Origin of the sequence: Mesorhizobium sp. M1D.F.Ca.ET.043.01.1.1 (assembly GCF_003952385.1) — a bacterium.
Lineage (GTDB): Bacteria > Pseudomonadota > Alphaproteobacteria > Rhizobiales > Rhizobiaceae > Mesorhizobium.
Genome location: NZ_CP034444.1, coordinates 3,088,831 through 3,102,485 on the forward strand (window position 1 = coordinate 3,088,831; position 13,655 = coordinate 3,102,485).

A 13,655-nucleotide genomic window follows, 5' to 3' on the forward strand; every position below is an offset into this window, starting at 1 on the left:
CGCCCTTGACCCTCCCCCTTGTGGGGAGGGTGACCGCGCAGCGGTCGGGTGGGGGGTGGGGCACGAGTCGTAGCGACCCCCACCCCGTCTCATTAGCTTCGCGAGCGAAGCTAATTCGCCGACCCTCCCCACAAGGGGGAGGGTAAAGGCACTTCACAGCGCCTGCGTCGTGTAATCCCCTTCCGGCTCGTAGAGGCCGTCCTCGATCTTGGTCTTGTGGACGACCTTGAGCTTGCCGCCCTCGACCTTGGAGATGTTCTGGATGCCGAAGCACTGGTGGATCTTGCCGTTGAAGGTCTTCGGCCCCTGCGGATGCTCCGGTCCCTCGGCGAATTCCTTCAGCGCTTCGGTCGCCTCGACCAGCTTGGCGCGGTCTTCCGGCCCCTTGTAGCCGGCATCCTCCATCGCCTTCTTGACGACATAGAGCGTTTCCCAGCAGCCGAACATGTGCGAGGCGGTGGAGACATCCTTGGGATCGCCGACGGCAGCTCCATTGTCGTCGATGCCTACGGCGGCGCGGTAGGCCTTCTGCGCGGCGGAGTCATCGGGCTGCGCGTAGCGCGGCGAGCCTTCCCAGAAATGGCTGCCGTCGAGGAATTCCAGGCCGGGGCTGTTGATGTCGGTGGCCTCCAGCGAATCCATGAAGCCGAACAGCTGCGGCCTCTGCGATCCGTAGAACTCGCCAAGCTCCTTGACGAAGGTGAGCACGGCCGGGCCGACCATGACGTGGTAGATGACTTCCGTCTCGGCCGGGATCTGCGGGAAGTATTTGGTGAAGGAACTCTCCGTCGGCGGGATGGCGATCTGCGCGATGACGTCGGCGCCCTGCGCCTTCAGCGCCGGCGGCAGGTAGTCGCGATGGTCGTAGCCGAAGGCGAAGTCGGGGAAGATCTGCGTCACCTTCTTGCCGGCGTTGGCCGCGATCCACGGCGCCATCGACTGGATCTGGCTCTTCACGTCGGTGATGCCCGGCTGGAAGACGTAGCGGTTGAGCTTGGTCGAGGCGACGTGGTGGCCTTCGCTGACCACGAAATAGGGGATCTTGTTCTCGCCGGCAGCGGGCGCCGAGCCGATCACGACATGCGAGAACAGCGTGCCGAAGACGATGTCGGTCTTGTGCTGCTTGGCGAACTTGCCGACCACCTCGGCGCCGCGGGCGGGGTCGGTGCCGTCATCCTCGATGACAAGCTCGACCTTGCGGCCGCTTATGCCGCCAGCGTCGTTGATCGCCTTGACCGCGGCTGCGCTCGTCTTCTCGTACCAGCGGCCATAGGCGGCGCCGATGCCGGTGCGGTGCGACTGGAAGCCGATCTTGATCGGCGCCGAGCTCTGCGCCTGGCTGTAGCGGACGAAGCCGGGCGCCAGCGCAAGACCGGCGCCGGCCGCCATGCCCTTCAGCGCGGAGCGGCGCGAAAGCGTGGTCTTGGAGAGGTCGAAAAATCCGTTCTTGTCAGCCATGTCCGTTCCCCTGTTTTTTCAGTCTTGACCAGCGATAAGGCGGCACGATCCTCCGCGCTCGGAGGACGCGAAAATTGCATGTGTACAAACTAAATCACCAAAGCCATGGCCTGGCAAGCGAGCTTCGCTGGGACACTCTCACCCGGCAGTCGGCGTGGCAAGCAGCCATAGGCCGAATATCGTGTAGGCGATCATCAGAAACGTCAGCGGCAGCTGGCTGAGCGCCGCGCGGGACGGTTGCGGATGCAGGCGCCAGGCGAGCCCGTGCGCGATCAGCACCGCAAGCACGTGGCCGGCGATGATGACGCCGGCCTGGCAATTCCACAGCCACCAGGCCGATCCGGCGCCGGCCACGACACCCGCCTCGACCACCATGTCGGCGGTGCCGAAAAGGTCCCAGCCGAGCGCGAAAGGATCGGACAGCGCAGCCAGCGCGTATTGGCCGCCAACCAGCAGAGCTGCGAGGTAGTGGGCGATGTGATAGGCGAGCGCGATCGGCACGATCGACCACACCAGCAGGCCGGACGCCTCGCCGAATGAATGCCCGCCGCCGGCAAGGCGCTGGCCGAGGAAGACCGCCAGCGCGAAGATCGCCGCCAGCAAGACAAAAGTCAGCACGAGGCCGAAACTGCCGCTGCCGATCAGCGCGGTGCGGCCGGGAAACTCCAGCGGATTGATGCCGAACAGGCCGAGCCAGAAGAAGGTTTTGGACAGGCCGTCGAAAGATACCGAAGACAAGGCCAGCAAGAGAAAGGCCGTGCCGCTTGCCGGCAGCGAGGACGCGGCCAGCAGCTTCGAGCCCGGCCAGCCGAGTCCGAGCCGGCCTTGCTCGCGCTGGAAGGGCGCGAAGCGGGCGACCATGGAGAAGAAGATCGTCAGGAATTCGCCGCGCCGGCTCCAGTCCTCGTAGCCGAAGGCCAGCATGGCGACGGCGCTGAACAGCCAGTAGAGGCCGGCAGCGAGGGCCAGGCGGGACGGATCGTCGGGCGCCGGGTCGATCAGCTCGAACCAGGCAAAGGCGAGGAACAGCGCGAAGGCGGGCCAGAGGCCGAGCCGTGAGGGCAGACGTTGCGGGGTTTCGCTTCCGCTTTTGCCGACAAGCAGGGATACGACGCGCCACGGCCCGTACCAAGGGTTGAGCCAGGACCAGAGGTCGCCGAAGACGCCCTGCAGCAAGGTGAAGCCGGCCCAAAGCAACGTCCAGATCACCAGCGGCAAAGGGTTGGAGAGCGGATCGCGGCTGCCGAAAATGCCGGCCGCAACCAGTACCGCGAAGCCGGCAAAGGAAAGCAGGCTGACGATGGTGCGTGGCGCGTCGCCGAAGGTGAACAGGGAGAAGCGCCGACGCCAGAAATTGTCGAGGGCCGCCGGCGGCAGCAGCACCAAGACGAGGAAGCTGACCGCCACGGCAAAAGCGCCGCCGGCGATGTAATAGCCGGTCGGCAGAAGGAGAACGTGGCCGCGGTCGGAGGCATGGGCCAAGGCGGGGATGGGGAGGAGCAGGGTGAAGGCGGCTACGAGAGCCAATCGCGAAGGTTGGCGCCCTGCGGCGCCCCCCTCTGTCCTGCCGGACATCTCCCCCACTTGGGGGGAGATCAGCAGTTTCGTCGCCGGCTTTCCGCCCTCAACGTCGGAGATTGGCGAAGGCGGAGATGAGAGAGCAATCTCCCCCCTTGTGGGGGAGATGTCCGGCAGGACAGAGGGGGGCGCGAAGGAACTCAGCCTATCCAACTCTGCCGTCTCGCGTGGCGAAACGGGAAGCACCCGCCACCCTCAAACCTTGACCAGCTGTCTCACGCGCCCTTTCTCGCCAAATATCCTGAGATACCTCTTGATCTCCTTCTCATCCCCCGTCGCCTTGGCCGGGTTGTCGGAGAGTTTCACCGCAGGCCGGCCATTGGCTTCGCTGACCTTGCAGACCAGCGAGATGGCATCGAGGCTCTTGGTCTCTGTCGGCGCGCAGCCTTCGAAATCATTGGTGAGGTTGGTGCCCCAGCCGAAGGACATGCGCACCTTGCCCTTGAAGTGACGATAGGCCTCCTCGATGGTCTCGACCTCGAGCCCGTCGGAGAAGATGAGCAGCTTCTGCCTCGGGTCCCTGCCTTTCTCGCGCCACCAGGAGAGGATCTTCTCGCCGCCTTCGATCGGCGGCGCGCTGTCGGGGCGGAAGCCGGTCCAGTCGGCGATCCAGTCCGGCGCATCGCGCAGGAAGGCAGCCGTGCCGAAGGTGTCCGGCAGCACGATCAGAAGGTTGCCGCCGTAGTAGCGCTGCCAGTCCTGCAGCACCTTGTAGGGCGCTTCGCGCAACTCCTCTTCGGAATTGGCAAGCGCGCCAAAGACCATCGGCAGCTCATGGGCATTGGTGCCGAGCGCCTCGAGGTCGTTGTCCATGGCCAGTAGCACGTTGGAGGTGCCGGTGAAGGCCTCGCCGATGCCTTCCTTCAGCGCCTCGACGCACCAGCGCTGCCACAGGAAGGAGTGGCGGCGGCGCGTGCCGAAATCGGAAATGCGGATGCCGGGCAAGGCCTTGAGCCGCTCGGTCTTGTCCCACATCTTGGCCTTGGCCCGGGCATAGAGCACGTCGAGCGCGAACGGGCCGAAGGAGCGCAAGGCCGCGCGGGAACGCAGCTCATTGATGATTGCCAGCGCCGGGATTTCCCAGAGCGTCGTGTACATCCAGGGGCCGGGGAAGGACAGTTCGTACTGGCCATCGCGCTTGGTGAGCTCATAGTCGGGCAGCTGGAAATCTTCGAGCCAGGCGAGGAATTCCGGCTCGAAAATCTGCTTGCGGCCATAGAAGGTATTGCCGCCCAGCCAGATCATTTCTTTCTTCGAGAAGCGCAAGGTGCGGGCATGGTCGAGCTGCTCGCGCAATTCGCCTTCGTCGATCTCGTCGGCGAGCCGCACCGAGGTGGTTCGGTTGATCAGGGTGAAGGTGGCGTCGACCTTGGGGTACATGCCCCAGATCATCTGCAGCATCAGAAGCTTGTAGAAATCGGTGTCCAGCAGGCTGCGGACGATCGGGTCCAGCTTCCAGGTGTGGTTGTAGACGCGCCGCGCTATATCGGTCTTTGCCATGTCCTGCCTTCACTGCTCAGGCTAGCCTTGTTGTTGAGCAATTCCGGACGGAAAACCGCTACAGGCTTTTCCTGGAATTGCTCCGAAAGCCTCTTAGCATCGAATTTCCGAAAGTTCTGCCCGCTTTGCCCGCTGGCCCGACAAAAAGCAGCCATGCAGTCCAGCGCTCAGGACGCCGTCCTGGACCATTTCACCGTTTCACGGAACCGGCGAAATGCTCCGGTTTTTGTTGACGCAATTCCGGACGGAAAACCGTTTCACACTTTTCCTGGAATTGCTCCGGTTTTTGTTGACGCAATTCCGGACGGAAAACCGTTTCACACCTTTCCTGGAATTGCTCTGGCCCCGATCACCTTGAGCGCAGGTCGCTTCCTGCGGCTCGGCACGCGGCCGGCCACCGGCGCATCGGCCCTGCCCTCGTCCTGTTCCTTCTCGGCAAACAGCCAGTCGATGAAGAGCTGGACGATCGGCGCCGAGCGCATCTCGTTGCGACAGACGACATAGAAATCGTCGACCGCCGGCACAGACAAAGTGAAGGGCGCGACCAGCATGCCCCTGGCGAGCAAGGCGCGCGCGGTCACGGAATCGCCCAGCGCCACACCATGGCCGTGGACCGCCGCCTCCGTCGCCATGCGCGCGTCGCCCAGATGATGGCGGCGGCCGCGCTCCAGGTCGAGCGCATCGGCGGCGGCGAGCCAGGTGTGCCACTCGCGGCCGTCGTCGCCATGCAGGAAGACGTGATCGGCGAGGTCGCGGACGCTGCGGATCGGCCGGTTGTTGATCAGTGTCGGGCTGACCACCGGAAACAGCTCGAGGCCCGACCATTTGCGTATCCAGCAGTCGCTCCAGCTGCCGTCGCCATAGTGCACGCAAACGTCGACATGCGGCGCGCGGATGTCCCTGGCGTCGTTGGAGGGGATCAGCGTGAGCTGGATGTCCGGATATTGCGCTGTGAAGGAGCCGAGCCGCGGCGTCATCCATAGCAGCAACAGCGCCGGCACGCAGGATACCGACAGCACGCCGGCGCTTGCCGGCCGCGTCATGCGCTGGGTGGCGGCGGCGATGCCCTCAAAGGCGGCCGAAACCGCCGGCAGGAACTCCGCGCCATGCGGCGTCAGCTTGACCCGCTGACCGGTGCGTTCGAAGAGCTTCACGCCGAGCGACCGCTCGAGCGCCTTGATCTGATGGCTGACGGCGCCATGGGTGACGTTGAGCTCGCCCGCCGCCTTGGTCAGCGAGGCATGCCGCGCCGTAGCCTCGAAGGCGCGAAGCGGGTTCAGCGGCGGCAGGCGCTTGGCCACGGATACCTCCCGACTTTGTGAAATTTTCTCACAACAAAGACCCTAACAATATCAATTGATTTTTCAAAGCGGCTGCCCGACACTTTTGCCCGGAACAGCTTCAACAGATGTGGAACCCGCGGGCGCCAGCGGGCGACGATCCAGCCGGACAACGGGTTGGACAAGGGGCCGGCTTGGCAAATCGTCCATGCGGGCAGCGCTGCAAGCAGAGGAGGACCGGACATGGGTTACGATCGCGGCAAGCTCGAAGCGTTGCGCCGCAAATATGGCGAGAGCCATGGCGGCGAGATGTTCGACCCGAAATTCCGCAAGGTCGCCGACAAGATCTTTTCGAAGAGCGGCACGCGCCTCGCCCCCTATTCCGGCGTCCCGACCTTCCTCGCCGCGCCCTACCGGCAGGTCGCTGCCGACAATCCGGATTTCGGCGACCTGCAGGTGGCGATGATCGGCGTGCCGATGGATCTCGGCGTCACCAACAGGCCGGGCGCGCGCTTTGGACCCAGGGCGTTGCGCGCCATCGAGCGCATCGGCCCTTACAACCATGTGCTGGAATGCGCGCCGACGCATGAGCTTCGCGTCGCCGATATCGGCGACACGCCGTTTCGCAGCCGCTATCGACTGGAAATCAGCCATGAGGACATCGAAAAGCGCACCAACCAGATCGTCGATGCCGGCGTGCTGCCGCTCTCGGTCGGCGGCGACCACTCGATCAGCCATCCGATCCTGAAGGCGGTCGGCAAAAAGGCTCCAGTCGGCATGATCCATATCGACGCCCACTGCGACACCAGCGGCCTGTTCGACATGACCAAGTTCCACCACGGCGGACCGTTCCGCAACGCGGTGCTGGACGGCGTGCTCGATCCCACCCGAACGATCCAGATCGGCATTCGCGGCTCGGCCGAATATCTGTGGGAGTTCACCTATGAATCCGGCATGACGGTCGTGCATGCCGAGGAGGTGACCGGCCTCGGCATCCCCGCCATCATCGAGAAGGCGCGGAAAATCGTCGGCGATGGCCCGACCTACCTCTCCTTCGACGTCGACAGCATCGATCCGGCTTTCGCGCCGGGCACCGGCACGCCGGAAGTCGGCGGGCTGACGACGCGCGAGGTGCTGGAGCTGCTGCGCGGCCTGAAGGGCCTCAACATCGTCGGCGGCGACGTCGTCGAGGTGGCGCCGCAATATGACGCCACCACCAACACCGCCCATGTCGGCGCCCAGGTGCTGTTCGAGATTCTGAGCCTGATGGTGTTCAGCCCGGCGATCAAGAAAGGCTGACGTCTCTTATTTTCACGCAATTCCAGACGGAAACTATGGCGAAGTCGCCAAACCTAAACCGCGTCTCACTTTTCCTGGAATTGCTCTGCCAATACGGCCGTCGCGCTGGAGCCGGCGACCGGTTTCAACAAACAAGCTTCCAGCAGGGGAACTAAAATGACTTTTCGCAACGCAGTGAAATCCGCCCTCGCGGCAATGCTGATGCTCGGCGCCGCCGGCCTCGCCACGCAGGCGAGCGCCGACGCCGTCGACGACATCACCAAGGCCGGCGCCATCAATGTCGGCATCTTCTCGGACTTCCCGCCCTTCTCCTCGGCCAGCGCCGACATGAGCATCAAGGGCTATGACATCGACGTGGCGCAGGCGATCGCCGATTCCTTGAAGGTGAAGCTGAACCTGGTCAGCGTCACCGGCCAGAACCGCATCCCCTACCTCACCGACAAGCGCGTCGATATCCTGATGAGCGTGGGCTACTCCAAGGAGCGCGAGCAGGTGATCGATTTCGCCGCCGCCTACGCGCCCTACTATATCGCTGTCATCGGTCCGGCCGAACTTGCCGTCAAAGGCAAGGAAGACCTCGCCGACAAGTCGATCGCCGTCAACCGCGGCACGCTGGAGGACACCTCGCTGACCGAGGCCGCACCCGCTTCCGCCGACATCCGCCGCTTCGACAACTACAATTCCGTCATCCAGGCCTTCATCTCCGGCCAGACGCAATTGATGGTGGTCGGCAACGATGTCGGCGCGCAGGTGCTGGCACGCCAGGAAGCGCTCAAGCCCGAGCAGAAATTCCAGCTGCTCACCTCACCCTCGCATATCGGCCTCAACAAGAACGAGGACCGGCTGAAGAAGGCGGTGAACGACGCGGTCGCCAAGATGCTTGCCGACGGCAAGCTCGACGAGAGCTCGAAGGCCTGGCTGAAGACGCCGCTCAATCCCGACAACCTCAAGGATTGATCCCCAGGGCGGTTCAGCTCGACAGGAAGAGCTGAGCCGCTCCCGCGCTTTGTTTTAACGCAATTCCGGACGGAAAACCGCTTCACACTTTTCCTGGAATTGCTCAATGCGCTACGCGCTTTCCAACAGGGCCAATCGCCATGGGCTACAGCCTCGACTTCGGCTGGCTTGCGGGTGCAGCAGGCGCGATCGCGCGCGGCGCGGCGACGACAGTGCTTCTGATCGTCGTCACCACGCTGGCGGGAACCTTCCTCAGCATCCTCGGCGCCGCCGGCAAAAGAAACGGCCCGAAGCCGCTTCGGCTGGCGATCACGACCTATGTCGAGGTGATGCGCAACACGCCGTTCCTGGTGCAGCTGTTCTTCATCTTCTTCGGGCTGCCCAGCCTCGGCATCAGGCTCGACCCGATCCTGGCAGCCATGCTGGCGATGACGCTCAACATGGCGGCCTACACGATCGAGATCGTCGGCGCCGGCCTCGACGCCGTGCCGCGCGGGCAGACGGAGGCAGCGCTGGCGCTTGGCCTCAGGCCCCGACAGGTCTTCGTCAAGATCGTGCTGCCGCAGGCGCTCAAGGTGATCTACCCCGCTTTGACCAGTCAGATCGTCATCATGATGCTGGAATCGGCCGTGGTGTCGCAGATCGCGGTGCGCGAGCTGACCTACGAGGCCGACATGCTGCAGGCGCGCACCTTCCGCGCCTTCGAGACCTATCTGGTGGTGACCATGGTCTATCTCGGCCTGTCGATGGGGCTGCGCCGGCTGCTGGTCGGCGGCGGGCGCCGCGTTCTTGGAGCCGGTGTGTCATGATCGAATTCACCTTCTGGGATATATTGCGCAACCTGCTGCTCGCCGCCCGCTGGACGGTGCTGCTGTCGCTCGCCGCTTTCATCGGCGGCGCGCTGGTCGGGCTGGTCGTGCTGTTCTTCCGCATCGCCAGGAACAAATGGATCAAGCGGATCGCCTCGGGCTACATCGCGCTGTTCCAGGGAACGCCGCTCCTGATGCAGCTCTTCCTGATGTTCTTCGGGCTGCCGATGCTGGGGTTGCGCATCGAGGCTTGGACCGCGGCGGCGCTCGGCCTCACCTTCTTCGCCAGCGCCTATCTGGCGGAGATCTGGCGCAGCGGCGTCGACGCGCTGCCGCGCGGCCAATGGGACGCCGGCGCCAGCCTCGGACTGCATTACCTGCAGGAACTCAGGCTGATCATCCTGCCGCAGGCGTTCTCGATCACCCGCGCGCCGACCGTCGGCTTCCTGGTGCAGCTGATCAAATCGACGGCGCTGACCTCGATCATCGGCTTCGAGGAACTGGTCAGGACCTCCAACGCCATCAACAACGCGACCTTCGAGCCGTTCACCGTCTACGGCTTGGTGGCGCTGATCTTCTTCGTCATGTGCTTCCCGCTGACGCAGTACGCCCGCCGGCTCGAGCGCGCGGCAGCGCATTGAAGCGTGAAAGGGACCGCCGGCCGACCTGCGGTCCTTCTCAGTGACTGAAGGAAAGCGCCGGCGCGACGCGGTCGCGCCTGAGCCAGCGCACGAGCAGCAGCGCCGCCACCACGGCCAGCCCGGACGACAGGCCGATCCAGATGCCGACGCCGTTGAAGCCGAAATGGAAGGCGAGCAGCACGCCGAGCGGCAGGCCGACGCCCCAATAGCCGATCGCCGCGTAGATCATCGGCACCTTGGTGTCGTGCAGGCCGCGCAGCATGCCGGCGGCCACCGCCTGCGCACCGTCGAAGATCTGGAACAGCGCGGCAAACACCAGGAACGACACGGCAAGCCCGATCACCCTGGCATTGGCCGGGTCGGCGAGATCGATGAAGGCGCTGATCAACAGATGCGGCCACAGGATCATGACCAATCCCATCAGCGCCATGAAGGATACGCCGATGACAAAGGCGGTCCAGCCGGCGCGCGAGACGCCTTCCGGATTGCCGGCGCCATGGGCAAGGCCGACGCGCACGGTGACCGCCTGGTTGAGGCCGAGCGGCACCATGAAGGAGATCGAGGCGATCTGGATGGCGATCGCGTGCGCGGCCAGCGAATCCGCGTCGATCAGGCCCATCAGCAGCGCCGCCGCGTTGAAGATCGTCACCTCGAAGGCAAGGATGCCGGCGATCGGCAGGCCGAGCCTGAGCAGGCCGCGGAAACGCGGCCAGTCGGAGCGCCAGAAGCGGCCGAACAGACGATAGCGGCGAAACTTCTTCTCCATGAGCACCACGGCCGCCAGGCCAACGAACATCAGTGTGCTGGAAAGCGAGGTGGCGAGACCCGAGCCGGCAATGCCCATGGCCCGAACGCCCAGATTGCCGAACATGAACACCCAGTTGAAGAAGGCGTTGCAGGCCACCGCGACGAAGACGATGATCAGCGCCCAGCCCGGCCGCTCCAGCGCCGAGATGAAGGAGCGCAGCACGATATAGCCGTAGAAGGGCAGCACCGCCCATTGCAGCCAGTGCAGGTAGATGCCTGCCTGATGTGCGAGCTCCGGCTTCTGGCCCATGGCCAAAAGCACCTCTTCGCCATGCCAGAGGAACAGCCAGATCGGGATCGAGACGAGGACCGCCAGCCACAGGCCCTGGCGCACGGTGCGGCGCAGGTCGCGCACCGAATGGCGGCGGCGGCCAAGCTCGGTCGCCATCATCGGCGAGGTCGCCAGCATCAGGCCAAGGCCGAAGATCAGCGGCATGAAATAGAGGTTGGAGCCGAGCGCGCCGGCGGCGAGCGTATCCGGCCCGAGCCTGCCCATCATCATGACGTCGGTCGCAGTCATGGCGGTCTGGCCGAGATTGGTCAGCACCATCGGCCAGGCGAGCGCCAGCGTCGCCCTGATTTCCTGACGCCAAAGATTTTCCGGCGCGCGAGCGCCGGCTTCGATCGCAGACATTTTCCGCTCTTTCAGACCGCGGCGCGTCGGGACAAGGCCCGGAAGCCGCACGACAACGGCGAAAAACGGCGCCGTTTGCGCCGTCTATTGAACGAAATGCGACATGTTGGCAAGGGAGGAGGAGCGGCGACCTATTGAGCCAGAAGGAACCTCGACCTCCTCGATGCCTCTTTCATTTGCCGGCCCCGGGCTGGTACGGATGCCAAGCATGTGCAGCCGGCGGACCTGCCGGGAGGAAATGGATGCCGTTCAGGCGCAGAAAGAACACGGCCGCGATCCCGCGAACGGTGCCCGCCTTCGAGCACATCGTAACCGAGGCGAGCGACAGCTTTCTCTGGCGGCTGGACGACTATCCGTGGGAGCGCAATGTCTGGAATTTCCATCCGGAATACGAGATCCATCTGCTCAGGAAATCCTCCGGCGTGGTGCTGGTCGGCGACCATATCGGCGAGTTCGGGCCGGGGTACCTCACCATCGTCGGCGGCGGGCTGCCGCATGACTGGGTGACGGCGGTACAGCCCGGCGAGCTGATCGAGGGCCGCGACATCGTCCTGCAGTTCGATCCCGAGCGGCTGCGCGGGTCGGCCGGGCTGCTGCCGGAACTGCGCGAGCTGGAGCCGTTCCTGGAGCGCTCGCTGCGCGGCATGGTCTTCCATGGCCAGACGGCGCTGGACGGCGCCGAGCTGATGGAACGAATGGGGGAGGTGCATGGGCTGGCAAGGTTCCGCATGTTCCTCGAAATGCTCGACCTTTTGGCCACCACCGACGAATACGAGCTGTTGTCGTCACCTGACTTTTCCCCGCTTCTCGACGCCGAGTCGCTGGACATCGTTCAGCGTTCGCTGACCTATCTGTTCCAGCATTTCGCCGAGGATTTGAAGCTGCCGGATGTGGCGAAACTCGCCGGCATGAGCGAGAGCACGTTCTCGCGTTTCTTCCAGAAGAACACCGGCAACTCCTTCAGCGACCATCTTGCGAAGCTCAGGCTCTGGCAGGCCTGCAAGCTGCTTGCCGATACCGAGATCCCGATCACCGATATCTGCTTCCAGGTCGGCTACATGAACATCTCGAATTTCAACCGGGCTTTCCTGCGCAAGCACAAGATGACGCCGTCATCCTACCGCAAGCTGTCGCGGCAACGCCTGACCATGCGGGCCTGATCGCATCAGGAACCGGCTCTCCTGATACTCGTGTGACGACCAGACTCTGCCTTCCCCGTTTTTTGCGCCGCACAATGCATAAAAGTACAGGTCCGATGCAACGGGGCTTCTAGTCTCGCTCCTTCCAACTCCTCATTTTGGCGACGGGTGGCAGGTCACCCGGGCGACGGTGAGGGTCGCTTAGCCCGAGAACCTCCGCTTCCGCGAGTGTTCCTGGAGGAGAAAAATCAATGAAATCATATCGGCTCGCTGCCAGCCTCGGCGCAGCGTTCGTGCTTACCGCTTCCGTATCAACCGCAGCACTTGCCCAGGCGCCGGCCTGCTCGGCCCCGGTCAAGGTGCTGGCGCAGCCACGCGACGGCCTGACGCTTCTGGAGGACTCCAAGGACGAGTTCAAGAAGCTCTCCGGCGCCTCGTTCCAGATCGACTACCTCAACGAGAACGACCGTCGCGCCAAGTCGCGCGCCGACGCCTCTACCGTCGGCAACTACAACGTCTATTATGTCGACGAGGCCAATGTGGCGCTGTTCGCGTCCTCGGGCTGGATCGCGCCGCTGACCGATTATTATCCGGCCGACTATGACTTCGCCGATTTCGATCCGGGCCGCCAGAAGGTTGCCACCTATGACGGCAAGGTGTGGTTCGCGCCGCTCACCGGCGGCGGCGACCTTATGGTCTATCGCAAGGACGTGCTGGAGGCCGCCGGCATCCAGCCGCCGAAGACGCTCGACGAGCTGATCGCCGACGTCCCGAAGCTGACCAATGCCGACAAGAGCATGTACGGCATCGCGCTGCGCGGCGCGCGCGGCTCGGGCGCCAATGTCTGGCGCTGGATGCCGTTCTTCAAGGCTTATGGCGGCACATGGTTCGACGGCGACAAGCCGGCTTTCAATTCGGACGCGGCCGTCAAGGCGACGGAGACCTATCTGAAGCTGTTCAAGGACTCCGCGCCCGGCACCCAGACCGGCAGCTGGGATGAATCGACCGGCGCCTTCCTCTCCGGCCAGGTCGCCATCCTCGTCGAATCGACGCCGCTGTCGGGCATGGCGGTCGACCCGAAGACCTCGCAAGTGGTCGGCAAGGTCGGCTTCCTGCCGCCGCCTTCGCCGCTGCCCGGCGGCGGCTACGGCCACGGGCTCGCCATCGGCACGAAGGCCAATGCGGATGACGCGGCGAAGAAATGCGCCGGCCTGTTCATCGCCTGGGCGACGTCCAAAGAAAACGAGAAGCGCCGGCTCGACGCCCACCAGTTCGGCGAGCTGAACCGCACGAGCATCCTCTCCAGCAAGGAATTCGCCGACATCTACGGCGCCGATCTTGGCAAGGCGCTGGCCGATACCGGCAAGGTGACGGCGGTGAACTTCTGGCAGGATCCACGCTGGCCCGATCTCGGCGACCGCTGGGGCATCATCCTGGAGGAGCTGGTCACCGGCACGCGCACCGACATCAAGGGCGGCCTCAGCGAGCTCAAGGCCTATGCCAACGAGCTGGCGAAGAAGAAGTAATCCTCCCGCCCGCGGCGCGCTGTTCAC

General features: G+C 64.3%; 11 protein-coding genes. 6 read left to right on the forward strand and 5 right to left on the reverse strand.

The annotated features are described in order from the left end of the window. Nucleotides 1-153: 153 nt before the first annotated feature. From EJ067_RS14930 to gcvA, 4 genes are all read right to left on the reverse strand, one after another. Nucleotides 154-1,458 (reverse strand): ABC transporter substrate-binding protein, encoded by a 1,305-nt coding sequence (locus EJ067_RS14930; protein ID WP_126086420.1) that lies wholly within the window; start codon nucleotides 1,456-1,458, stop codon nucleotides 154-156. 138 nt (nucleotides 1,459-1,596) lie between these two features. Continuing rightward, the gene (locus tag EJ067_RS14935; protein WP_126086421.1) at nucleotides 1,597-3,033 is read right to left on the reverse strand and encodes a hypothetical protein; all 1,437 of its coding nucleotides are present in this window, start codon (nucleotides 3,031-3,033) and stop codon (nucleotides 1,597-1,599) included. Between the two features lie 198 nt (nucleotides 3,034-3,231). After that, the gene (gene pncB / locus EJ067_RS14945; RefSeq protein ID WP_126086422.1) at nucleotides 3,232-4,536 is read right to left on the reverse strand and encodes a nicotinate phosphoribosyltransferase; all 1,305 of its coding nucleotides are present in this window, start codon (nucleotides 4,534-4,536) and stop codon (nucleotides 3,232-3,234) included. 317 nt (nucleotides 4,537-4,853) lie between these two features. Next, the gene (gene gcvA, locus EJ067_RS14950; protein ID WP_126086423.1) at nucleotides 4,854-5,837 is read right to left on the reverse strand and encodes a transcriptional regulator GcvA; all 984 of its coding nucleotides are present in this window, start codon (nucleotides 5,835-5,837) and stop codon (nucleotides 4,854-4,856) included. A 222-nt stretch (nucleotides 5,838-6,059) separates the two neighbouring features. Here gcvA and speB point away from each other — a divergent pair, with 222 nt between their 5' ends. From speB to EJ067_RS14970, 4 genes are all read left to right on the forward strand, one after another. Further along, entirely contained in the window at nucleotides 6,060-7,115 is a 1,056-nt protein-coding gene (speB, locus tag EJ067_RS14955) for an agmatinase (protein ID WP_126086424.1), read from the forward strand. Nucleotides 7,116-7,271: 156 nt separating this feature from the next. After that, entirely contained in the window at nucleotides 7,272-8,072 is an 801-nt protein-coding gene (locus EJ067_RS14960) for a transporter substrate-binding domain-containing protein (RefSeq protein WP_126086425.1), read from the forward strand. Nucleotides 8,073-8,212: 140 nt separating this feature from the next. Next, nucleotides 8,213-8,881: an amino acid ABC transporter permease gene (locus tag EJ067_RS14965; RefSeq protein WP_126086426.1), complete on the forward strand. Its 669-nt coding sequence runs from the start codon at nucleotides 8,213-8,215 to the stop codon at nucleotides 8,879-8,881. Next, complete coding sequence (locus EJ067_RS14970) at nucleotides 8,878-9,522, forward strand: amino acid ABC transporter permease (protein ID WP_126086427.1); 645 nt, start codon at nucleotides 8,878-8,880, stop codon at nucleotides 9,520-9,522. Before EJ067_RS14965 ends, EJ067_RS14970 begins: the two co-directional genes overlap by 4 nt. 37 nt (nucleotides 9,523-9,559) lie before the next feature. Here EJ067_RS14970 and EJ067_RS14975 read toward each other — a convergent pair whose 3' ends face one another. Then, the gene (locus EJ067_RS14975) at nucleotides 9,560-10,963 is read right to left on the reverse strand and encodes an MATE family efflux transporter (protein ID WP_126086428.1); all 1,404 of its coding nucleotides are present in this window, start codon (nucleotides 10,961-10,963) and stop codon (nucleotides 9,560-9,562) included. Between the two features lie 242 nt (nucleotides 10,964-11,205). Here EJ067_RS14975 and EJ067_RS14980 point away from each other — a divergent pair, with 242 nt between their 5' ends. Then, a complete protein-coding gene (locus EJ067_RS14980; protein WP_126086429.1) occupies nucleotides 11,206-12,123 on the forward strand; it encodes an AraC family transcriptional regulator in 918 nt (305 codons plus the stop codon). 230 nt (nucleotides 12,124-12,353) lie between these two features. Then, nucleotides 12,354-13,628: an extracellular solute-binding protein gene (locus tag EJ067_RS14985; protein WP_126086430.1), complete on the forward strand. Its 1,275-nt coding sequence runs from the start codon at nucleotides 12,354-12,356 to the stop codon at nucleotides 13,626-13,628. Nucleotides 13,629-13,655: the final 27 nt, after the last annotated feature.